This is a genomic window from Paenibacillus sp. FSL R7-0272, assembly GCF_037969905.1.
Taxonomy (GTDB): Bacteria; Bacillota; Bacilli; order Paenibacillales; family Paenibacillaceae; genus Paenibacillus; species Paenibacillus polysaccharolyticus.
Genome location: NZ_CP150221.1, coordinates 4,179,411 through 4,203,029, shown reverse-complemented (window position 1 = coordinate 4,203,029; position 23,619 = coordinate 4,179,411). Strand labels below are relative to the sequence as shown.

General features: G+C 47.3%; 19 protein-coding genes. 15 read left to right on the top strand and 4 right to left on the bottom strand.

Going from position 1 to position 23,619, the window contains the following annotated elements; genetic code table 11:
- Positions 1 to 873 precede the first annotated feature (873 nt).
- The 6 genes from MKY23_RS18655 (at position 874) to glsA (ending at position 8,331) form a co-directional block, all read left to right on the top strand.
- Positions 874 to 2,535: a sensor histidine kinase gene (locus tag MKY23_RS18655; protein WP_339839551.1), complete on the top strand. Its 1,662-nt coding sequence runs from the start codon at positions 874 to 876 to the stop codon at positions 2,533 to 2,535.
- A 58-nt stretch (positions 2,536 to 2,593) separates the two neighbouring features.
- A complete protein-coding gene (locus MKY23_RS18650) occupies positions 2,594 to 3,505 on the top strand; it encodes a LytTR family DNA-binding domain-containing protein (RefSeq protein WP_154958052.1) in 912 nt (303 codons plus the stop codon).
- A gap of 216 nt (positions 3,506 to 3,721) precedes the next feature.
- Positions 3,722 to 4,969: an OFA family MFS transporter gene (locus MKY23_RS18645; RefSeq protein WP_339839548.1), complete on the top strand. Its 1,248-nt coding sequence runs from the start codon at positions 3,722 to 3,724 to the stop codon at positions 4,967 to 4,969.
- 362 nt (positions 4,970 to 5,331) lie between these two features.
- Positions 5,332 to 5,814 carry a GNAT family N-acetyltransferase gene (locus MKY23_RS18640; RefSeq protein WP_090922690.1) on the top strand — a complete coding sequence of 161 codons (483 nt, stop codon included), beginning with the start codon at positions 5,332 to 5,334 and terminating at the stop codon, positions 5,812 to 5,814.
- Positions 5,815 to 5,938: 124 nt separating this feature from the next.
- Positions 5,939 to 7,117, top strand: coding sequence for a hypothetical protein (locus MKY23_RS18635; protein ID WP_339831345.1), 1,179 nt, complete (start codon positions 5,939 to 5,941; stop codon positions 7,115 to 7,117).
- A 272-nt stretch (positions 7,118 to 7,389) separates the two neighbouring features.
- Positions 7,390 to 8,331 carry a glutaminase A gene (glsA, locus tag MKY23_RS18630; RefSeq protein WP_090922686.1) on the top strand — a complete coding sequence of 314 codons (942 nt, stop codon included), beginning with the start codon at positions 7,390 to 7,392 and terminating at the stop codon, positions 8,329 to 8,331.
- Positions 8,332 to 8,572: 241 nt separating this feature from the next.
- Here the strand turns inward: glsA and MKY23_RS18625 are convergent, their stop codons facing one another.
- On the bottom strand, positions 8,573 to 8,926 hold the full coding sequence (locus MKY23_RS18625) for a YolD-like family protein (RefSeq protein WP_339831342.1): 354 nt from the start codon (positions 8,924 to 8,926) through the stop codon (positions 8,573 to 8,575).
- Entirely contained in the window at positions 8,923 to 10,167 is a 1,245-nt protein-coding gene (locus tag MKY23_RS18620; protein WP_090922681.1) for a DNA polymerase IV, read from the bottom strand. Before MKY23_RS18620 ends, MKY23_RS18625 begins: the two co-directional genes overlap by 4 nt.
- Positions 10,168 to 10,704: 537 nt before the next feature.
- On the opposite strand from MKY23_RS18620, the gene MKY23_RS18615 reads away from it, so the two are divergent.
- The 8 genes from MKY23_RS18615 (at position 10,705) to MKY23_RS18580 (ending at position 20,124) form a co-directional block, all read left to right on the top strand.
- Positions 10,705 to 11,040 carry a hypothetical protein gene (locus tag MKY23_RS18615; protein WP_308723155.1) on the top strand — a complete coding sequence of 112 codons (336 nt, stop codon included), beginning with the start codon at positions 10,705 to 10,707 and terminating at the stop codon, positions 11,038 to 11,040.
- A complete protein-coding gene (locus MKY23_RS18610; RefSeq protein WP_339831337.1) occupies positions 11,037 to 13,262 on the top strand; it encodes a hypothetical protein in 2,226 nt (741 codons plus the stop codon). Before MKY23_RS18615 ends, MKY23_RS18610 begins: the two co-directional genes overlap by 4 nt.
- Before the next feature lie 47 nt (positions 13,263 to 13,309).
- The gene (locus MKY23_RS18605) at positions 13,310 to 14,521 is read left to right on the top strand and encodes a HEAT repeat domain-containing protein (RefSeq protein ID WP_339831334.1); all 1,212 of its coding nucleotides are present in this window, start codon (positions 13,310 to 13,312) and stop codon (positions 14,519 to 14,521) included.
- A gap of 22 nt (positions 14,522 to 14,543) precedes the next feature.
- Positions 14,544 to 15,944: a glycosyltransferase gene (locus MKY23_RS18600; RefSeq protein ID WP_186811643.1), complete on the top strand. Its 1,401-nt coding sequence runs from the start codon at positions 14,544 to 14,546 to the stop codon at positions 15,942 to 15,944.
- A 267-nt stretch (positions 15,945 to 16,211) separates the two neighbouring features.
- Positions 16,212 to 17,015 (top strand): response regulator, encoded by an 804-nt coding sequence (locus MKY23_RS18595; protein ID WP_154983745.1) that lies wholly within the window; start codon positions 16,212 to 16,214, stop codon positions 17,013 to 17,015.
- Between the two features lie 309 nt (positions 17,016 to 17,324).
- Entirely contained in the window at positions 17,325 to 18,692 is a 1,368-nt protein-coding gene (locus tag MKY23_RS18590) for a nucleotide sugar dehydrogenase (RefSeq protein WP_090922673.1), read from the top strand.
- A gap of 8 nt (positions 18,693 to 18,700) precedes the next feature.
- Positions 18,701 to 19,648, top strand: a complete 948-nt coding sequence (locus MKY23_RS18585; RefSeq protein WP_221789072.1) for a hypothetical protein — start codon at positions 18,701 to 18,703, stop codon at positions 19,646 to 19,648.
- 131 nt (positions 19,649 to 19,779) lie between these two features.
- Positions 19,780 to 20,124, top strand: coding sequence for a DUF3139 domain-containing protein (locus MKY23_RS18580; RefSeq protein WP_221789073.1), 345 nt, complete (start codon positions 19,780 to 19,782; stop codon positions 20,122 to 20,124).
- 72 nt (positions 20,125 to 20,196) lie between these two features.
- On the opposite strand, the gene MKY23_RS18575 is transcribed toward MKY23_RS18580, so the two are convergent.
- The gene (locus tag MKY23_RS18575) at positions 20,197 to 20,670 is read right to left on the bottom strand and encodes a stalk domain-containing protein (RefSeq protein ID WP_221789074.1); all 474 of its coding nucleotides are present in this window, start codon (positions 20,668 to 20,670) and stop codon (positions 20,197 to 20,199) included.
- A gap of 325 nt (positions 20,671 to 20,995) precedes the next feature.
- A complete protein-coding gene (locus MKY23_RS18570; protein ID WP_339831331.1) occupies positions 20,996 to 21,880 on the bottom strand; it encodes an AraC family transcriptional regulator in 885 nt (294 codons plus the stop codon).
- A gap of 485 nt (positions 21,881 to 22,365) precedes the next feature.
- Between MKY23_RS18570 and MKY23_RS18565 the strand changes: the two genes are divergently transcribed.
- The gene (locus tag MKY23_RS18565) at positions 22,366 to 23,577 is read left to right on the top strand and encodes an LLM class flavin-dependent oxidoreductase (RefSeq protein WP_221789075.1); all 1,212 of its coding nucleotides are present in this window, start codon (positions 22,366 to 22,368) and stop codon (positions 23,575 to 23,577) included.
- Positions 23,578 to 23,619: the final 42 nt, after the last annotated feature.

Genomic DNA, 23,619 nt, shown 5'->3' with positions numbered 1-23,619 from the left:
ACGTTATTTAGGCTAGATTACACGTTTTTATTTTCTAACGATCTCAGGGAAGCTTATTTGAGTTGTTTGGTGCTAAAATGGGCTTGTTTCTTCTGATTTTGTCTGAAATAAGCTCTGTGGTGATCGTTACAAATTCAGAAGGCTCTATTTGGCTCAAATAAGCTCATCTGAGATCGTTAGAATTTGGAGTGGTACGTTGAGGAGGAGCGTAGTGGTTCGGATTACCGCAACCGAGTAAATGAGATCAAATGGATTTTCGGTTGGCCTCTTTGGACACTGGGCCACGGTCGTTCGGGACCATCGTTGCAAACCACATTGCTATTAATGTGACGATGATAATTCCGTTATGAGGTAGTTCTGTGAGTATGTAATCTTGTACAACCAAAACCAGAATTGAAATACATAAAACGACCTGGAGTACTCGTCCTGTCGATCGTTCAACATGGTTGGAACGTCCAGAGAAGCATTTTAAGATATAAAATATAAGACTAAATAGCAGAAGTGAACTAAGGAGCAGAATTGCAAACATGTACGGAGCACCTTTCTGTGGAGAAATTGGTTAGTATGAGTATCTTCATGTTACGCATATTAGTTTCCTGATTATACCACATTTCTACTCAGAGCTAAGAGTGCATTGAATATGACTATTAAGAGAAAATGGTTATATCAGAAGAGGCATTAGTTCTCCTGTTTGATTTGATGAAACATCCTCCTTTTAGTTTTCACAGGATATCCTTTGCTTTCCTCCAAGGGGGAGGGTAAACTGTTGCATACGAGTAGTATAGATATAATATCGCAGTGCGGGATGCATGAGGATGATTTGGCACTGTTATTGTTATTTTTCAGATAGATGCGGAGGAAGATGGATTGGAAATGTTTACGATGCTGCTGGGGCTGTTCGAGCGGGCGGCGCTGCTGATTATATTTTTGTTTTTTCTGTCGCGGGTGCCGCGGTTCAGGCAGATTTTGCAGAAGGGCAAGTTAAGATGGCAGGAGTATGCTGCGGTAACTTTGTTATTTTGTGCGTTTGCCATCTTTGGTACATATACAGGCATCAACGTTGAAGGCTCACTTGTTAATGTACGGATCATTGCGATTCTATCGGGTGGAATCTTGTTCGGAGCACCGGTGGGCATTATTACGGGACTTGTGTCCGGAGTGCATCGTTATCTTATCGATATGGATGGCATAACCGCGATTCCGTGCCTGATCACAAGTATTCTGGCGGGGCTGGTGTCAGGTTATATTCACAAATACACCCCAAAATCCAAACGCTGGATGATCGGTATCGGGGCAGGCATGATCATTGAAGCGCTCACGATGCTGCTGATTCTCTTATACTCGTATCCTGACCCGCTTGGAGCAGATATCGTTTCGAAGATTGCACTGCCGATGATTTTGGGTGAGGTGAACATTGGGCTGATCGTACTTTTGGTGCAGAGTGTGGAGGGGGAAAAAGAGTTAATTGCAGGCCGTCAGGCCAAACTGGCTTTGGAGATTGCGAATAAAACACTACCGTATTTCCGCTCTATTGATGAGGATTCCCTGCGCAAAATATGTAAAATCATTCAAGAGGATATCCAAGCGGACGCGGTAGCGATCACGGATACACGGAATGTTTTGGCTTATGTTGGTTTTGGTGAGGAAAGGTATCATATTGGCAATGAGATTATTAGTGAAATGACCAAGAAGACGATCTCCAGCGGGGAAATTACGATCAGTAACGATGTAACAGATGAGAAAACCCCAGATATCCACTCGTTGCTGATCATTCCCCTGAAAGAACGGGGCGATGTGACGGGCGCGCTTAAAATCTATTATCGTAAAGCCTACAAAATTACGTATCCACTGCAAACGATGGCTGTGGGACTTTCTCAGATTATCTCCACACAGATGGAGGTGTCTCGCGTAGAGGAGATTAAGGCTGCGGCGAACAAAGCGGAATTACGCGCATTACAGACAACGATTCATCCTCATTTTTTGTTCAATGCGCTGAACGCTATCGCTTCGTCCATACGCACCAAGCCGGATCGTGCGCGGGAATTGATTGTTAACCTCTCGGGTTACATGCGTTACAACTTGGAGCTGTCGGATGAGTTAATTGATATTCATAAAGAGCTGGAGCAAGTCCGTAATTATGTGGAGATTGAAAAAGCGCGTTTTGGCAGCAGACTCACGGTTATCTACGAGATTGATGAAGTGGCAGTGCATATTCCAAGCCTGGTCATTCAGCCTCTCGTAGAAAACGCGATTATACATGGGATTCTGAAGGTTAAAGGCCCTGGAACCGTGCGGATTCAGGTGCAGGATCATTCTGATTTTGTGCGTATTAGCGTGAGTGATACCGGGGCAGGCATCAGTGGAGATATTATTGAAAAAGTCTACCATGATCGCATGCCGGGCAACCAAATCGGGCTATATAATGTGCATCGGCGTGTGAAGTTGATTTATGGACAAGGCCTAACGATTAGAAGGTTAGAGCAAGGGACCGAGATTTTATTTGATGTACCCAAAGGAGATGTCATATCAAGGTGATGATGAAGCGATGAGAGCGTTAGATGAAGGCATGTTGAATGGGGTAGACAAAAGAAGGATGAGAGCCTTAGTTGTGGAGGATGAAATTCCGGCAAGCGAAGAATTGAGTTATCTCATTCACGAGCATAGCCAGATTGATGTTGTGGATTGTCTGGAAGATGGCCTGGATGTGCTTAAATTTTTGCAGGAGCAGGAAGTGGATGTACTATTTCTCGATATTAACATTCCTTCGCTGGACGGTATGATGCTGGCACATCATATTGGCAAGTTTGCACGTAAACCTTACATCGTATTTACGACAGCCTATAAGGAGCATGCGGCTGAGGCTTTTGAACTGGAAGCCTTTGATTATATTTTGAAGCCTTATGACGAGAAGCGGATCGCAGCCATGTTGCACAAGCTGGAGCTGACCTTCAAACGCGATCAGGAGCAAACGGAGAACTTGGATAGCCTAATGCAGGGGGAGAACCGGGCATATCGGCGCGCAGAGGAACATTCGTCAACAAATGATCATGGGGCTCAGCGAGGACATGACACAAGAGAAGATCAGGTTCGCTCTGGCGTACGGCAGGCACATCAAGGACTGGAGCAGCGACCGATATCTTCTAATTCTCCATCACAGGCGGCGGATCATCTGACAGGAACACGGGTCAATTTGCTGCGCAATGACAATATCATTGTCACCGATTCGGCAGATATCTATTATGCAGAGGCTCAGGAGAAGGTCACCAAGGTGTATACCAAAAACGGAGAGTTCACGATGCCGGTCAGCATTTCCGATTTTCACAGTCGCTTGCCTCAGGATGCTTTCTTCCGTTGTCATCGTTCCTATCTCGTGAATCTTGTCCAAATCCGTGAGATTGTGCCTTGGTTTAACAATACGTATCTGCTTCGTTTGCGTGATCTGGAAGCCGAAGTGCCCGTCAGTCGTGGCAAAGTCAAAGAATTCAGGCAACTCATGCGCATATAACGGCATTTCATTCCGTATTTGATGCAACTCATGCTGCAAACGGCTCTATGAATCCCCTTTCATGTATGATGGTCTTGTGAACGCATTCAAGTATGTTTGAATGGTACAGAGAATGTTCAACATGTCACAGACATCGGCAAAGGGGAGATTACGATGAAAGCAGCTATTTCATCCGCTTCATCAGCATTGAATTCAACCACGACATCATCTTTATCCATGAACCGCTGGCTTATTGTACTGGGTACAATTATTGTACAAATGGGACTCGGCACCATTTACACTTGGAGTTTATTTAATCAACCGCTGTCTGATCGTTTCGGATGGGACGTCAGCTCGGTCGCGATAACTTTTTCGATTACGAGTTTTGCTTTGGCATTTGCTACCTTGTTTGCGGGCCGATTGCAAGAGCGCTGGGGGCTTCGGCGTTTGATCCGTGTAGCCGGGGTGGTACTCGGGCTTGGACTTATTCTAAGTTCTCAGGTGAGCTCGTTAACGCTGCTGTATCTGCTGGCTGGGTTTGTGGTTGGTTTTGCGGACGGCACAGCATATATCACTTCTCTATCCAATCTGATCAAGTGGTTCCCTGAGCGTAAAGGTCTGATCTCGGGTATTTCGGTAGGTGCTTTTGGTACCGGTAGTCTATTGTTCAAATATGTGAACTCCGCCCTGATTAGTGCGGTTGGCCCAGCGCAAGCCTTTATGTACTGGGGGATAATCGTTCTTGTACTGGTTGTTGCCGGATCATTCCTGATCCGTGAAGCGGTGGTTCGTGAACAGTCTCCGGTGAATGCCAAAGAGGGCGCGGTCAGTGAACCTGCAGAAGTCCATCATGAATATACAGTTAAAGAAATGCTTCGCACAAAAGAGGCGTATATGCTTTTCGGTATTTTCTTCACAGCATGTATGAGCGGTCTGTATCTGATCGGCATTGTCAAAGACATTGGCGTACAGCTCGCAGGTCTTAACGTGGCAACGGCTGCAAATGCGGTGGCCATGGTCGCTATTTTTAACACAGCGGGTCGTATAATTCTGGGAGCCTTGTCGGATAAAGTAGGACGGATGAAAGTCATCGCCGGAGCGTTGCTCGTTACAGCCGTGGCTGTCATGACGCTGAGTCTGGTGCCGCTGAACTTTGGAATCTTCTTCGCTTGTGTGGCAGTGATTGCCTTCTGCTTTGGGGGTAACATTACCGTGTTCCCAGCCATTGTGGCCGATTACTTCGGGTTGAAAAACCAGAGCAAAAACTACGGCGTCATCTACCAAGGGTTCGGATTTGGTGCTCTGGCCGGATCATTCATCAGTGCGCTACTGGGTGGTTTCCATCTTACCTTTATCGTCATTGCGGTACTCTGTGCGGTATCACTGCTGATGGCACTGATCATCACACCTCCAGGTACAAGCCTGCGGGCACGTGATTCCCATAATAAACAGATGCAGTTCAACCCGTCATCGCGGGCAAGCTAAGTTGTAGTTATATCGTTGTACAGATCCATATATACGTATCACAACATCACAGAGACCTAGCGATTGGACACGGCATTGGGCTAAGAACGAATACCAAAAGTTAGATTAGATTAATGGCAAGCGGTCTCAGATGAGGCCGTTTTTACCTTTTTCAAAAGCTTCACAAATCCCAAAAGCCTTGTTGCCAAGTGCAAGAGCGACATAACCACGCTGACGTACATCCCAAGATGTGCATTGCTACCTTTGCTTCTGTTATACTTTAGGTGAATCAAAGCAAAACTGTACTCGATGACGCGTTATAAAATGATATACGGTATGCGACACGATGACATTGAAATGATCTATCCTGAGGAGGCATATTCATGAACTTTGTAAAATACACAGAACCGGACTTTGAACATTATTATGCACTCGTTTCCAATGAGGACGTCATGAAGCAGATTACCGAGCGGGCGATCCCGGAGCCGGAAGCGAGAACACAGTTCGATTCCATGCTAGATTATAACCTTCGTTCTTTATGCGGGCACTATCGAGTGACCACGCAGGATGATGCGGGTGTGGCCTACGCCAAATTGATTCTGGATGAAGATAACCCAAGCCGGGCAGAGATGGGGTATATGATTCTACCGGAGCATTGGGGCAAAGGTCAGGGTACAGCTATCGCGTCCCGCCTGATTATTCAGGCTCAGGCTGCAGGCATTGAGGTTCTATATGCCGTTATTGATCCTTCCAATGCGGCATCCCGTCAGATTTTGCTTAGACAGAACTTTGAATCAACATGGGTGGGAGATTACGACGGTTTGCCTGGGGAGATTCTGGAGTTGAATCTGCGTCCTAACAGATAAAGACGTTAGATACACATGAAAGTATATGCTTAAACATGCTGCAGCCGCTTATAAAGCGGCTTTTTTCTGTGCAATCTATATTAGATAGAGAATGGCCCTAAATTACATGTAAGAGGAGAGCATTATGATAAAGTCATTGGAATGGATTACGCATCCTCCGTTTAACCCTATTCATGATAAGCTTTATACTCCCTTTGAGTTGCTTAAGGGTTTTAATGCGGATGATGCACGGAGTCTATTAGTCACGCCAGATTTCCGGTGTTTTACATATTTCCATCAACAAGGAGGTACAACCGTCTCAGATCCTTATGCTGCGATGATGGAGGCTGTACATGATACATCCGTTGTACGCGAAATGAACGGATTTCTGGCAACGGAGTTACAGGCAGGCCGTCGTCCTGTTGCAATTATGGGAGGACATCGGGAGAAACGTGGAAGCGAAACCTATCGTAAAGTAGCACGAATTGCCCAGAAGCTATCAGAATCTGGTTTTATTGTCGTTAGCGGTGGCGGACCTGGTTGTATGGAAGCAACACATCTTGGTGCTCTTCACGCTGGACGGTCTGCAGGCTGCCTTGAATCTGCAATAAATCGTTTGGAGAAGGAACCGTTTGCTGAATTCCCGCAAAACATGAGCGATATTATCGGTAAAGATGGGCAGACCTTTAATGAAGAATTGTTAAGTAAGCTCCATAAATGGATGCTTCCCGCATGGGAAATAGCAAATGAACTCAAGGATCAGCTCAGCCCACTCAATTGCAGTTTGGCACTGCCGACCTGGCATTATGGCCACGAGCCTTTTACTCCGTTTGCTACCCACGTTGCGAAATACTTTCTCAATAGTATACGGGAAGATGTACTTCTTACACTCGCTTCATGCGGTATCATTTTTTCGGAGGGGCGGGGAGGCACAATCCAGGAAGTGTTCCAGGACGCCGCTCAAGTCTATTACCGTGAGAATGACGCGTATAATAAGGCTCCAATTACTTCAATGCTGTTTCTTGACAGCCAGTTCTGGACCAATTCAGAGACCCCTGATAAAAGGCTGCACATGCCAGTGATGGGTTTGCTTTATCAACTTTTTGTCGGTACGAAAAATATGACAGAAGAGGAATTCAAACGTTATATTCGCGTTGTCGATGATGCTGATGAAGCCGTAAACATCATTATTGAAAATGCACAATCTGCGAGTCAGGTCGTGCACAAACTTGCCAGAATTGGCATTAGCAATATTGATTCGGAGCTTATGGCTGAAAGAGCGGAAGATTTTGTTAATCAGCGAGGAAACAATACTGAAATATGATTCATAAAATTTGGAAAATAAAGGAACCGTTCCCATCGTAATCCATCAACAACCTGATTCAGAGAATAGAACAAAGTCCCCATAAAAGCTGTTACGCTAGCAGCTTTTTTGTTTTCCCGGTAGAAATCCGTGTAACTTCGCGTACCACAGGGTAATGCATAGGATAGAATAAGGAGTATAAGGTGTCTTGCCTGAGTACAGCGCTCCGTTGTATTGCAGGACTAGTATCTCGTGTAAGATACTTCTATAGATAAACGTGGAGGAGATGACATATGAGTGATTCAACGATGGAACGACTGAATGCTCTGTTGCCCGAGTGGTTGGAGACCAGCCGCCTGCATACGGGACAGGGGAAAGTAGCTTCCTATATTCCGGAACTGGTCAAAGCATCTCAGGATGATCTGGGAATACATATCATGGACGCGGAAGGTAACCATGTGTCTGCCGGCGATTGCGGAGTTCCTTTTACGATGCAAAGTATCTCCAAAGTGTTCACCCTCATTCTGGCCCTGATGGATCATGGGGAAGAGGCGGTCTTCTTTAATGTAGGAAAAGAACCCACCGGCGATGATTATGACTCCATGATCAAGCTGGAACTGGTTGAACCAGGTATTCCGTTTAATCCTCTCATTAATGCGGGGGCGATCACCGTATCCTCTCTTGTTGGTGGTGACTGCAAGGAAGAGAAGTCCCGCCGTATTCTCGAATTTTTCCGCAAGTTAGCGAATAATGAACGATTGGGTTATAACGAAGACGTTTTTCGTTCCGAATCGGAGAGTGGTCATTTGAATCGCTCCCTCGCCTATTTCCTCAAACATAACGGTGTCATCAAAGATGATGTGGAAGATGTGCTGGCAGTATATTTCCGCCATTGTTCTATTGAAGTCACCTGTGCTGACCTGGCTCGCATGGCACTTGTTCTCGCTCATGATGGAACCGATCCGATTACTGGAGAAGAACTCATTCCTCGTCGTTATGTGCAGATCGCCAAGACCTTTATGACTACCTGCGGGATGTACAATGCTTCTGGTGAATTTGCCATCGAGGTTGGTTTGCCCGCCAAAAGTGGTGTTTCAGGTGGAATACTGACGCTTGTTCCAGGGCAATTCGGCATTGGTGTGGTCGGCCCTGCACTCAATCGCAAAGGCAACAGCCTCGCTGGCGTTCATCTGCTTGAGCGTCTGTCCAAGGAGTTCGACTGGAGTTTCTTCTAATATTAAAAAAGCAACATAATAGTTACCCTTCTAAGGCAGTGGATGAATCAGATTCCAGTTATTTTGCTTCTTTTGAACGAGGCAGAGTGCACAGACATCGGTTTTATCGACTGCTTTTTTTATGTTCTTAAAGTATAGTAGGGATACAGTCCTGCACAACGTGAAGCTGCTACATCTATCAAGGGGTTCCCACCATGTCCATATGTGAAGAAATGCTCATTTTGCTACATCACTCACATGTTTACTCATCCATCCACTCACCTGCTGAAGTCACACCTGTAATGAGATTCATCTGAAGATCCCGATTCCCGTCATCGGTTAGCAGTCTGAGTGTACGGGCGGGGCGATCCAATCGGAGCACACGTCCAGTATAAGAAATGTCATCATGCTCATGGAACAGCGTGATCGTAACGCGGTCGCCAAGTACCATGGAGTTGCTCAGCAAACGGGACATTTCATCTGCAGCCTGAGCATCCAGGGAGGGACGAGTGCGGGGGGCAAGCTGCTCCTGATGAAGAATATAGGCTTCCCGATGTTCGGGAAGCATCATACGTGAAGACTCAAAAAGTCCGTTTTGTTGCAATTTTTTACTCATCTATAGTGACCTCCAATTTTATGAGAACGATCCTGCGCCTGAGCGGACGAGCACAGAGATGAAGCACGCATGATGGCGGTATCTCCGAACTTGCGCTTGATATCATCCGTGGCTCGCTCCAGTTCTCTCTTGCGTTCGCGGTCGTCAAACCAGGACAGTTGTACTTCTGAATCGGGTACAAGTCCGCTCAGCGACACATGGATGCGTCTTATGGGTAATCCGTCCCAATGGCGCAGAAACAGAGCTGCCGCCGCATCATATACTTCATCTGTGATGTTGGTCGGTTCATTCACCTTCATCTGACGGGAAAAACCGGTTGGCCGGTCGTAATCCTGTCCGCGACACCCGACCGAAACGACATGCCCCATGAGTGATTTGTCCCGGGAACGTCGGCTGACTAGTTCCGCGAGCTCCAGCAACACAACCTTTATCTCTTCCCAAGTCTCGTAATCCCGTGGCAGCGTCATCTGATGTCCGATCCCCTGCTGCTGGTGTGTGTATGTTCCGGGTTTTACCGGAGAATCATCTATACCACGGGCGATACGCCATAACACTTCACCATTTACACCCCACCGCTCCTTGAGCCGGGATAGCGGTGTATTCGCCAAATCACCAATCGTATGAACGCCCATTTTGTAGAGATGCTGTGCCATGCGTGAACCAACCATGAACATATCGCGTACAGGTTTTTCCCAGATCGTGGAGGGCATATCCTTCCTTGGCAGCGTATAGATGCCTCCTGGGACTTTTTTGGCATACAGGTCACAGGCCATTTTGCTGACGACTTTGGTATCGCTGATGCCGATTCGAATGTAAACGCCAGTTTCATCCATCACTTTAGACTGGATGCTGCGTGCAATTGTTTCGGGACTGCCGAACAGATCCAGGCTTCCCGTGACATCGAGAAATTGCTCGTCAATGCTGTAGGGTTCCACCAGATCGGTATAGGACTGAAGAATACGTGTAATATGAAGGGATACGCGGATGTATTCGGCCATTCTTGGGCGAATAACCACAACATCTGGACATTTGGCAAGCGCCTCTCCCAGTCGTTCTGCGGTTGTAATACCGTAGGACTTGGCGAGAGGACACGCCGCCAGAATGATACCTGAACGCCTCGCCGGGTCACCAGCTACAACAAGAGGGCGATCCTTGTACTCAGGATGTGCAGACTTCTCCACACTGGCGTAAAATGACTGGCAGTCTGCCAGCATGATGACACGTCTGTCTTGGCGGGGCATGATGTTTCCTCTCCTTATCTGCAATTCTTGATGTTGCTCCTGTCGTCTGATCCTTGCAGAGAGCTGTTCATTTACAGTTAATTTACAGTATGGAACAAGTGTTCCTGTTTTATAAGCATAAAGGACAATTCAAAATGCGGCAACCGGAATTATTTTGCAAATTGGACACAATTATACGATCGACAGATCAGAGGTCTGAAATAGGAAATAAGATGTGGCTTTTTACATTTAATGTGAGAGATCTGTGACCTCTGGGCGATGACTGGTAGTTCATTTTGATTTTTGTAAAAGTGTCGTTCATGGACAGAGTCCTAGATAGGGGGACTGATGTCCTTTTTTCATTTTCAGTACTTTTCAGAAAACCTTGATAGGACGCGGATTTTCAGTGATGCGTTATCGGACTATAGTATCAATTTTGTAATCTTTATGGTTAATACTGTAAAAAACGCGAAACTTTAAAATGTTACTCGCGTTTAATGGGGTATATGTTTTTCGGGGGAAGAGTGCCTGTATCCGCGTTGCACATAACAATATTACGTGAAGATGTGCAGGATAAGCAGGGCATTCATCTGTGCTTTTCGGCAGATCACGAATGTAAAAAGACCGCAAACGGAATTGTTGCCTTGGAGTGCTGGCGGGTGGCTCAACGGGCTGAGTATGGGCAGAACGTTCCATATCATGTTTGCTTCCATCAGCCTAGTTACAATGCAGAGGCTTAGCGCTATAGTGAGAACTACACCGCTGACATCTCTACCAAGCGGACATCCGAAGCGGAATGATCGTATGTTTCCTGCATGGGTTTGTGCAGTGCATGAACCTGATCTATGGGGAAGCAGGATGCATACTAGAGAGGTGAGCAATCAGAAGTCATGAGCAGACAACGACGAAGACGCTGGTTACTGACAGCTTTGACAGGCGCATTGGTGGTGACTGGCGGAATACTTGCCGGATGGCATTACATGCAACCAAAGCTTGTTACGTATACAGCGGAGAACGGCACGGAAATGAAATTTAAGACCGATGGAGACCGGTTCATGCAATACGGGCCGGATGGAACGTGGAAGGAAATGTTCGTTAAAGGGGTGAACCTGGGGGCGACTTCGCCGGGACATTACCCGGGAGAGTTTCCGCTCACCGAGGAGGATTACCTGCGCTGGTTCGAGCAGATTCAGGATTTGGGCGCGAATGTGATTCGGGTCTATACCGTCCACCAGCCGATTTTTTACTCCGCACTGGTCGATTATAATCGTGGCCGGGAGCAGCCGTTATATTTTATACAAGGCATATGGTCACCTGAAGAGGAATTGATTGAGAAGCAGGATGCCTACGCCGATCATATTGAACAGAGGTTCAAGCAGGAGATAGAAAAGGCCGTATCTGCCGTGTACGGTGATGCAGACATTCCTGCCAAGAACGGAGAGTCCAGCGGCAAGTACAGAACCAATGCCGGAAAATACTTGATGGCTTGGCATGTAGGTACCGAGTGGGACCCGGGGATGGTGGACAACACCAATAAGGTGCATGCGGATGTGCCGCAGTACAAAGGTGTTCACTTTTCCGGCAGTGCAGAAGCATCACCGTTTGAAAATTGGTTAGCAGAGCTGCTGGACTACACGGCGGTTCAGGAGAAAAAGTATGGATGGGAACATCCGATGACGTTTACCAACTGGGTTACAACCGATGTGCTGGATCATCCGGGCGAGCCGCTCTATGAAGAGGATCTCGTCAGTGTGGATGCACGGCATATTAAGCCGGAAGCATGGGATGGAGGTTATTTTGCTGCCTACCACGTGTACCCGTATTACCCGGATCTGTTCCACATTGATAAGACACTGCAAACCATCAAGGATGAAAAGGGCGAGTACAACACGTACAAAAGCTATCTGCAAAAGCTAAAAGCCGAGTTTTCCGATATGCCTGTAATGATTACAGAGTATGGTGTGCCGTCCTCACTTGGTATTTCTCATCTGGGCATGGGTGGTCGAAATCAAGGCGGGCATAACGAGGTACAGCAGGGAGACATCGATGCTTCGCTTACGCAGGATGTCTATGATGAAGGCTATGCAGGAGCGATTCTGTTCATGTGGCAGGATGAGTGGTTCAAAAAGACCTGGAACACGATGCCGCTGGAAATTCCGGCAGATCGCCGGGCGTACTGGCTAAACGTGTTAACCAACGAAAAGATGTTTGGTTTGCTGGCCATGGACCCAGGGAAACAGGAACAGCTGACCATTGATGGCAAGCTGGATGACTGGGATAAGCTGAAGAAAGAAGATGTCACCGTCTGGCAAGGGCAAGTGAATGGTATTCAGGAGATGAAAATGACCCATGATGAAGCTTATCTGTATGTGGGCTTGACGCTGGATCAGCCATTTGACCCGGAGAAAACTGTACTTCGCATTGGGACAGATACTCTTACCGGCGGCAGTCAACCAAGCAACATGTTGCCAGGCAAAACGCTAAGTGATGGACTGGAAACGGTCATCACACTGGGCAAAGATAACGAATCCCAGGTACAGATTGCGAAGGACTATGATTTCAACCAGCGTTTATATGGCAAGGACGGATATAACATGATTCCAGACGAGCAACTCAAGTCAACGGATCCGTTCCATCCTTGGGAACTGGCAGTCAGTCTGAAGATGACCCCGCCAGATACACGTTCGGCGCATCCATTCATGGCTGAGAAGGTGGGGACGTTGAAACGGGGGACGACAGTTCCAGGACAGACAGACACCGATTCGCTAACAGCCTGGCAGTATAACGGCAATCAGGTGGAGATGCGAATTCCGTGGATGCTGCTTGGTTTCGGTGATCCAAGCTCCTTGCAGGCCATCGAATACGGACCGCTGAAAAACGGTCGGGAGTTTTCTACAACTACCGTTGAAGGTATCACGCTGGTTCCGTGGCTGACGGATCGTTCCACGAAACAGGTATCCTGGCCTGGGGGCGAGCAATCAACGCTTGATTTGAAAACTTTACCCGTCTACAGCTGGAAACCTTGGGAGCAGGTCGAATATAGCGAAAGACTTAAGTTAAGCTATGAGAAAATGCGGCAGAGCTACGAAAAAATGCCTAGTTTTCAGATCGAATAAATCAGCATAGAACATCATAAGCGAGTATAAAAGGAGGACTTTTTCACATGTTCCAGAGTTTAGCTTTGGCCTATTGGTTTTTGATCGCCTGCATTGCACTTGTGATTGTAGGCGTCGTCGTTCTGTTTGCCATGAAAATGTCCCACAACGGCAAACGACGCAAAACCGCTTTGTATGAAATGAAGCAACGAGACTATTTCACGTATCTGCAGACCGCATTGACGGAGAACAGCCCACTCAAGCTGCCGCCAGGCAAGCTTGCTCCACTAGAAAGACGGGTTATTCAGGACAAGCTGATTGAATGGATTGACCAGTTCAAGGGAGAGTATCGTGACAAGCTGATCGAACTGTGCCGCGAGGCCGGATTCGTCGAACACGATCTGAAAGAGCTGGGCCGTCTGCGTTACGGACGTCAGATTGATGCAGCATATCGTCTCGGAGGCATGCGCTGTCCCGAAGCAGTTCCAGGTTTAATGGAGCTTCTCAAGGATGAGAAGCCGGGTCCGATGGCGATCATGATTGGACGTTCGATTGCGAGATGTACAACCCGGCATGGCGAGTTGAAAGACATGCTTACACTGCTTTTAACGAAAGGAAAATCGATTCATCATCTGGCAGCGGACATCTTATTGGAAGCAAACCTGGATACGAGTCGTGTGCTGATCGAATTACTTGAGGATCGCAACCCTGATTTTGTCAAAGTAGGACTTGTGGCGATGTGGGGACAAGCGGTGCCGGAAGTAATGCCTGCACTCCACAGACTCGTCGGAGCAGAGCATGAGGATGTTCGTGCCGAAGCAGTGAAGCTGTATCTCAGTGCAAGTCCAGCACTTAAGGATGAGACGATTCTGAAGCTGATCCAGGACACCGATCCGGAAGTTCGGGCGGAAGTGGTACAGGCACTTGGTTTGAAGCATGCATCAGGCAGCATCCCGTTGCTGCGCAAGGCACTTCGCGATGAAGACTGGAGAGTTCGCTATAACAGCGCGGAAAGTTTGAGTAAGCTGGGCGAACCGGGATTCGAAGCTTTGTGTCAGGCAGCAGTGCAAGGAACGGGTGCAGAGCGCGAGATTGCCATGCAGCAGATCGAGAGCACGATGCAACATTCGGGAACCGACCACAAGGCGGTAGAGCAGATGATTGCACATAACAAAAAAAGACTGCTGTACGAACGTTATTTTGGCCCGGTGCGCGGCGAAAACCGTACAACCAAGAAACGCACAGGCGTTGCAACAGTAGGAGGGGATTACACTGCTTAGAGATTTATTGCTAATCTACGGTATGGTCGCCATCTATTATGTGGTGTTTGTTAATACGCTTTATTTTTCCATACTGGCCTTATCATTTCGTAACATCTGGACGATCTTCCGGAGGTCACATTACTCCAAGTACAACACGTTATCCGGCTCGGAACTGGTTCCTTCGGTATCCCTGCTGGTGCCAGCGTACAACGAGGAACTGACGATTATTGAAAATGTAAACTGCCTCATGACACTGAACTATCCAACGTATGAAGTCATTGTCATTAATGATGGTTCGAACGACTCCACCTTGAAGGTGTTGCTGGAAGAATACCGGCTGAAGCCGGTGCCGAATACGCAAATTCGCGGAAAAATTCAGTGTCAAAAAATTCGCGGCATCTATCATAACCCGGACTTCCCGGATCTGTATGTCATCGACAAGGAGAATGGTGGTAAGGCCGATTCCCTCAACGCAGGGATTAATTTGTCCCATTATCCGCTGATCTCTTCCATCGATGCCGATTCCCTTCTGGAGAAAGACGCTTTGATCCGCATGGCACGCATGTATATGGAGAATCCGGAAGAGACTGTTGCGATTGGTGGGGATGTCCGCATTGCCAACGGCTGCAAAATCGAAAACGGTGCGGTACAGGACGTATCCTTGCCGCGTAAGATTTGGCCGATGTTCCAATCTATCGAGTATTTGAAAGCTTTCCTCGGCGGCCGAATCGGCTGGAGTCACATGAACGGTCTGATCATCGTCTCTGGCGCATTCGGCATGTTCCGTAAGGATGCAGTGATTGCCGTAGGTGGATACCGCGACGGTTATCCAGGTGAGGACATGAACATTATTATCAAGCTTCACCGCTATATGCTGGAAAATAAACTCAAATACCGCGTCGCTTTCTGTCCTGAAGCGGTGTGCTGGACACAAGCACCGGATTCGTACCGCATTTTGTCTAGCCAACGCAAACGCTGGGGCCGCGGGAATCTGAAAAACATGCTGGAAAATCGCGGCATGCTGTTCAACCCGAAATATAAGGTTATGGGGTTAATCACCATGCCATATAACGTTATTTTTGAAGCGCTGAATCCGTACTTCCGCATTACCGGACTGATTGCTCTGGCTGGATACGTGCTTCTGGACATGACCCAGTGGCCGATCCTCGTTTTGTTTGGCTTGCTGAACTTTGTGAGTGGATATCTGCTGAGTGTAGGGGCATTGATTCTGGAGGAGATTGCGTTTAAACGGTATAACAAGCTGTCCGATCTGGTCAAAATGCTGGTCTACTCCGCCCTGAAATTTGTGGGATATCATCAACTCGGCGTGCTGTGGAGATTGCAGGGACACATTCAGTTTTTGCAAAACAACAATTCATGGGGCACGATGACACGCCAAAGCTGGTCTGAGGAATCCAAGGACGCAAGCAAAGCGGCTTAATTGTAACAACATTATAGATGTTCAACTCCATTTTTACACGATGATGGAGAGGACAGAAATAATCTGAAGAAGCGAAGCTAAAAGCTTTCTGAAAGAAAGCTGCATCGGAAGCATAATCTTCACCTTTATCACCGGATTTTCCCCTTGAGCAAAGGGAATCGAAAAAATCAGGGGATAACAGTGATCGGAAGATTGTTCTGTCATCGGAATGTACGTGTAAACGACTTGTTGAACTTGTATAGAACATGAAGAAGGGTGGAAAAGAACATGCCAAATACGGCGACATTGCAGCGTGAAGCTGCCGTTAATGTGTATCGCAATGTAGAACAGGGATTGAAGGAAACGGGTGCCGAGGCTTGTGGCTTAATGTTCATTCACTGTGCAGGTCAGGTTCAGCCGGAGCAGCAGGTCAGGACACATCTGGAGCAGGCGGGATATACGTCGTTCCAGGTATGGCAGGATAGTCATACACAGACCACTGCTGTCCTTCTTCCAGGGCTTACGCTCGATGAGGTGCACTATGAAGGACTTCGTATCAAGCATGAGTTGCAAGAGAGTGCTCCTGGTGCTGATCCGCAGATTACACTGGCCAGTTTCCCGCCGGGGGAGCGCCCTTCGAAGGCAACGATTCAGCATATGGCCGAATCTTCGAAGCTTGTGGATTCATCGGAAATTCATATCTATACGCTGGAACATACGGCGGATGACCCCGAACGGATTCTGATCGTGGATAATGATCCGACGGTTCGAGAATTTTTGCAACTGCGTTTGAAAATGCAGGGATATGAAACCTATGAAGCAGTGGATGGACTTGCTGCACTCGACCTGATCGAGAAAGTGACACCTGACCTCGTGCTGACGGAGTTGAATCTGTATGGCATCGATGGGCTTCCATTCATTCACCACATCCAGAAGCTGGAGATGGAGCAACCGCCTAAAATCGTCGTGTTGACGGAACAGCGGGTGGAGCAGACGATCAGCCAATGTTTCAGTAGCGGGGTAGACGATTATATGACCAAACCGTTCTCACCTGTGGAGCTGGACGCCCGGATCAGACGTTGCCTGCACTAGAAGATAAGTAGATTAGAGTCACAACGGTTACAGTTACAACCACATCTATATGATCTGAACTATTTTTTACACTTTAACGGAGAGGACAGAAAAAAACTGACAAAGCGAAGCTAAAAGCTTTCTGAAAGAAAGCTACATCGGAAGCATATGCTTCGCCTTTATCACCGGATTTTCCCTTTAACAAAAGGGAATCAAAAAATCTGGGGATAACAGCGATTGGAAGGTTATTCTGTCATCGGAGTGTCCGTGTAAATCCTCTTAGTTCAGCTCATATAAGCAACATCAAATATATTGCGCGGAGGGAATATCATGGAGAATCAACAATTTCACACTTTACTGAACGCGATCGAAAATAAAGAAGCGGTACTGGGCGTTGTCGGCCTTGGTTATGTCGGCCTTCCCCTTGCGGTGGAGATGGTCAACCAAGGATTTACCGTCATTGGTATCGACCTGGATGCTTCCAAAGTCGACAGCATCTACAATGGAGATTCCTATATTCACGATATTTCGTCCGACGAATTGAAAAAAGTAATGCAAAGCGGTCGCTTTCAGCCAACAACAGACTACAGCATGTTGCGTGTCATTGACGCACTGAGTATTTGCGTACCGACACCGCTCAGCGAAAACCAGGACCCGGATACCTCTTATATCGAGACGGTTGTTGATCAGATTAAACTGCATATGAAACCAGGTATGCTGATCACACTGGAAAGTACGACATATCCAGGTACAACGGAAGAGTTGATCCAGCAGGAGCTGGACAAAATCGGACATGAGGCGGGCAAAGACTATTTCCTGTGCTTCTCACCTGAGCGAGTGGACCCATCCAACGGTCGTTTCACCACATTTAATACACCGAAGGTCATCGGCGGTACAACGGAAGCTTGTCTGAAACTAGGCACAGCGCTGTACAGCAAATATGTAGAGACTGTAGTTCCGGTATCTTCACCTAAAGTAGCGGAAATGTCCAAATTGCTGGAAAACACATTCCGCAGTGTCAACATTGCCTTTGTCAATGAAATGGCCATGATGTGTGATCGCATGGGCATCGATATTTGGGAGGTTATTGACGCGGCTGCGACAAAACCGTTTGGCTTTATGCCATTCTATCCAGGTCCGGGTATTGGCGGACACTGCATCCCGCTCGACCCGATGTATCTGTCGTGGAAGGCCAAAGGATTCCGTTTTTATAGCAAATTTATTGAACTGGCGCAATCCACCAATGACAATATGCCGTACTATGTACTGAATAAAACGTCAACAATCCTGAACGAATACGCGAAGTCTGTTCGTAAATCGAACATTCTCCTGCTCGGCATGTCGTACAAACCGAACATTGCCGATCTGCGTGAATCACCGGGACTGGAAGTATACGAGCTGTTCAAGGAAAGCGGCGCAAACGTTAACTATTACGACCCGCATGCAGAATCATTCAAAGACAAACATGGCGAAACCGTGCACAGCCAAGCCTTTAACCTGGAGCAGTTCAAAACGTACGATTGCATCGTGCTGATCACCAACCACAGCGACTTGCCTTATTATGATATTGCGGAACTGGGTGTACCTATTCTGGATACACGTAATGCATTCCGCACGTACAATCACTCACATATTTACAAGATCGGTCACTCGGTACAACATCCTGTGTTTGCACCAAGTGAAGCGGTTCTCGTCTGAGGCGACCGATGAGAATACAGGGCAAGTTGGCAGGTAAGGCAAAATGGGCTATTGTGGCTGTGGTGTTCTGCCTGCTGCTCCTGTCCTGGCTGTTCAAATGGTTTTCGCATGAGGAACACAAGGCAACCTGGCTGTGGGATACGTCGATCATTATGAAGCAGACACCTGAGATTATCGCGTTCTCCAAGGAACAGGGCGTGGATACCATTTTCCTGCAAGTTCAGGATGAGGTGCCTGATGCGGCTTATCGTAAGTTCATTGCGGCTGCGACCAATGCCGAGATTGAAGTGCACGCGCTGAATGGTCATGCCGACTGGGCTTATCGCGAGAAGCGTGCAGAAGGACTTGCTTTTATTGAACGCGTGCGGGCATACAATTCTTCTTCTGCGAAGAATGAACGCTTTGAAGGCATTCAGCTCGATGTCGAGCCGTACCAGTTAAAACGCTGGGAGAACGAGCAGAGCAGTGTCATTGCCGAATGGCAGAATAATATGGAGGTCTGGACGGAAGCCGGAAAGGCAGCAGGACTATATATGAGTGCAGCGATTCCATTCTGGCTGGATGCCCGGCAGTCTGCTGGAGGCAAGGAGACGTTCAGTCGCTGGGTCATCTCCCGTTTTGATGCGGTGGCCATTATGGCTTATCGAGACAGCGGGCAGCAGATGTACGATCTGTCTAAGGAAGAGCTGGCTGAAGCGGATGATCTGGGCAAGAAGGTCTGGATTGGAGCAGAACTCGCGGATACACACGAGGGAGATCACCTGACCTTTTTCCGCAAACCCATCAGCAATATGGACGAAGAGATGCAGAAGGTGTTTGAACTGGGCGCCTCACATTCATCGTTTGCAGGTGTGGCTGTGCATCATTATGAGGCGTGGTATGCGAAGCAAAACGGCATCCCGCTTGTCCGTAAGACCGGGGAAATGAAGGAAGGATCACAACATCAGAAACAATAACACAAGCTTTAACGTTTAGTTGATAATCCCTTCTGGGCAAAGCAGCAGGTATTCGTTCCTGCTGTGTGTAGCTCAGAAGGGATTTTTATATTATTTAGAGAATGTGAAAGTGTAGAAATGGAGGTTTCTCTATGTCGAAAAGAGTGAAAATCAGTTTGATTGCTACTTTAGCGTTCGTTGTGGTGATATCAGGTTGGGTGTACTTCAGTTTATTCGGTAATCCAATTCAAATGAAAGATGCTGAAAAGAAAGTAAGGGCTTATTTAATTCAACAAAAGGGATATTCCCCTGAGGAAATGATAGATATAACGGGTAACTATTCCTTCACAAGCTCAGAGGCACCATATGGTGCTTCCGTAACATTCGCGGATGAGCCTAATAATAAATATTATTACATCCTTTTCAAGGACGGGCACATTCAGCAGCACAGCTACATGGACGATGATCCCAAACATCAGGAGCCTATGGTTAGATAAAAGCGTCCCAATTGGTGCGCTTGTTCCCCGTTTTGGTAAACGTGCTACCTTTGTAAATTAGTGTAACGTAAGTTACTCTTTACTCACTTGTACCGTTTTCGTCTGCGAGTTATAAGAAACGTTAATGTCGTAGACCGAAACGATATCTTTTAGCGGAAAATAAATGCGGTTTTGAATCAGAAGAACGGGATCACTCAATCGAAATGACTCATCATTGTGCTGGAACGTATCACTTCCAACCTTGAACTGTAATTCTGGGGTAGGAATTGCAAAGTCTTCATTGAGTACCTTAAATGTTTTGGTCTCGGATTGAAAGGATAACGCTTTGGAATTAATTTGGAACGGAAGGCAGTTCACGAATCCGTCGAGATCAACGTAGGTATGCCCTTTAATCATCAGACCTGTAAATGATTTTTCACCCAGCACATTGGATTGGATGTTCACAGTTGATCCGGAAGCGGGGGGAGAAGCCGCATTTACGGATGAACTGAAGCCAGCCATAGCAAAAGTTAGCACAGTCACCACTAAAAACTTGGAAATACGCATGATAACCACTCCTTTGGTATATTCATTATTCATTAGGATTAACGTAAGAACCGGTACATAAGTTACATATGTTGAGAGTAAGTTTTTAGGAAGTGCCAGATGAGATTTTTTCGTAATTTAACTTGTGATCTATGAAAAAAACATTTCGACTCGTCAGAGACAGCAGATACTGATTCTAGCTCATCTAAAATAGAAAACCTGAATAAGGCAAATCCCGATCACTCGCATAGTGAAGGGGCTTGCCTTATTCAGGATATTTTAGTGTTTGAGAACAGGAAATCGCTCCGTTAGCGCGGGTGTTCTGGTGTTCTCTTAACCAACTCATCTAGTCTCTCTTCTGTTCTGTTGTCGTTGTCCGATAACGGTTAGGAGGTAGACCGACTTGCTTTTTAAAAGCTTTGGAGAACGAAAATAAATCCGGGTAACCCACGGAATGAGCGACCTCCGTTAAACTCAGCGTGGTCTGCACAAGCAGGAGTTTGGCTTGATTCATTTTGAGTTGCTGAATATATTGCACTGGGGACAAGCCGTAGGCTTTGCGAAACTGTTTGGCAAAATGGGTTCGATCCACCCCTGCATGGGCAGACACACCCTCCACCGAAATGCCGCCTGCGAAATGAAGTTCAATGTACTCTTTCCCTTTTTGAAGCCAGGGGGTGGCTACATTCGGTTGCAAGTCTTTGGTCGCTGGAGAGCGCGCAATGCGGTCGAAAAGGCCGAGAAACCGGATCAGTCGTCCCAAATCACTGGCACTGTCCTGCGGTTTACGAACGTCCTCCATAAATGAACGCATGTTGCCTGCGGTCTCGGGTGTCAGTACACCTGAACGGTACGGATTGTCAGGACTTAAGCCAATTCGGGAGAGCAGTTCAGCGGCATATGCTCCGTCAAAGGCAATAAATATTTTCTGCAAAGGATGGTCGGGATCTGTCCAGTACTCATGCGTCACATGCGGAAACAGACAGAAAGCATCTTTGGCTCGCAAGGGATACTGCTGTCCGTTCTGAATGAATGAGCCTTCGCCCTCCAGCACAAATAACAAATAATGATAAGGCGTAGTCCGAGGACCTATATGATAATTGCTTTTAGCAATGTTACGACCAATGCGTAAGGGCCATGCACCGCTGGCCTTCTCAAATTCAGACGGAGTAAAAAATAGAATATCCAAAAACTCGTGGTGGTCCTCCTTCATGCGCTCAAGCTCGGTCACCAGGAACACCTCTTTATTGTATAAGTATCGTCGATATCTTCTAAAAGATTCATTTATAACCTATTATACAGGTGGGTTTTATACAAATTCAAGATCAGGTGAATCTGAATTCGAAAAACGACCACAAAATGACAAAAATAAATTACCGCGAAATGACATTGATCACAGACAAATCAATTGATATGATGTCCATACCTATTAAACCAAGTTAATTAATCGGCATTTGGATGTATACTTTACAAAATAATTAGAAATTAGGCGCACTTTAAAAATAGGGTTTAACGAGTGCGAACGTAGTGGAGGGGCGAAATCGATTCTGAAGAAACGTAGTGTTCGCCTTTATCTCCGGATTTTCCCTTTGGGAAAGGGAACCAAAAAAATCTGGAGATAACAGCGATCGAAAGAACGATTCGTACCCGGAACGGCCATGTTGCACAACACCGATCTTATTTTTAACATGAGACTTTATTTATCCATAGAAGGGAATGACGATGGTGAGCGAGCAGGAAGAGATGAAGTTTGGGTGGTTTTTACCAACGGCTGGAGATGGGAAGTATGTAGGTGTAGAGCCGGAACGTGAGCCAAGTCTGGATTATCTGGTGCAGGTGGCACAGACGGCGGAGACGGCAGGGTTCGAATTTGTACTGATTCCGACAGGGGGAGCCTGTCTGGACGCATGGGTGGTCGGCTCAGCGGTAATGAGTCACACCAAGACATTGCGTCCCCTTGTAGCGATTCGCCCGGGTCTGGTGACACCCGTACTCGCAGCTCGCATGGGTGCGGCACTGGATCAGCTCTCTGGCGGTCGTGCCATGATTAACGTAGTTACAGGCAGTTCGGTTCGAGATCTGGAAGAACTCGGTGATCCACTGGCACATGCGCATGATGAACGGTATGTTCGCGCAAGCGAATATATGGAAGTCATGAAGCGTTCGTGGACGCAGTCGACAGGCTTGAATCTGACGGAATTCGCCGGAAGTGGCGCACAATCAGGTGCAGATGCATCCAGCGAACCAAATCCTGAATTCAACGGTCAATATTACAACTTCAAAGGCCCGGTAGGCATGCCGGAGACGGTACAGAAGCCATACCCTCCGTTCTATCTTGGAGGAAGTTCTCCGATTGCAAAGCGAGTGGCAGTTGAACATGCGGATACCTTCCTGATGTGGGGCGAGCCGCATGACTGGATTCAGGAGCAGATCGAAGAGATCGAGGTCATTCGGGAGCAGGTGAAAGAGGAAACGGGACAAGATCGCCAGCTCCGTTACGGTATGCGTGCACAGGTGCTCATTCGGGATACCGAAGAAGAGGCATGGGCAGCAGCGTGGGAGATCATCAGCAAAGTACCACCGGAAGCGATTGAAAAGGCCAAAGCCGCGTTCGCCGAAACGGATGCCACCAACCAGCGCAGACAGAATGAGCTTCGTGAATTGTCCGAGAAACAGCAGTTTGTGGTTGGGCCAAACCTGTGGACAGGTTTGTCGGTAGTACGCTCTGGGGGAGCCATCCTCATCGTGGGTACAGCGGAGCAGGTTGCAGAACGTTTGATGGAATACGGAGACCTGGGCGTGACAACATTCATTCTGTCCGGTTATCCGCATCTGGAAGAAGCCGAAATCTTCGGCAAGACCGTGATGCCCATCATCCGCGAGAAATGGAAAACAAGACAGAAACAGCATTCTATTACTGCCAACTAAATAAGTAAAACTTGTTTTTTACACGACAACGAAGTATTCAAA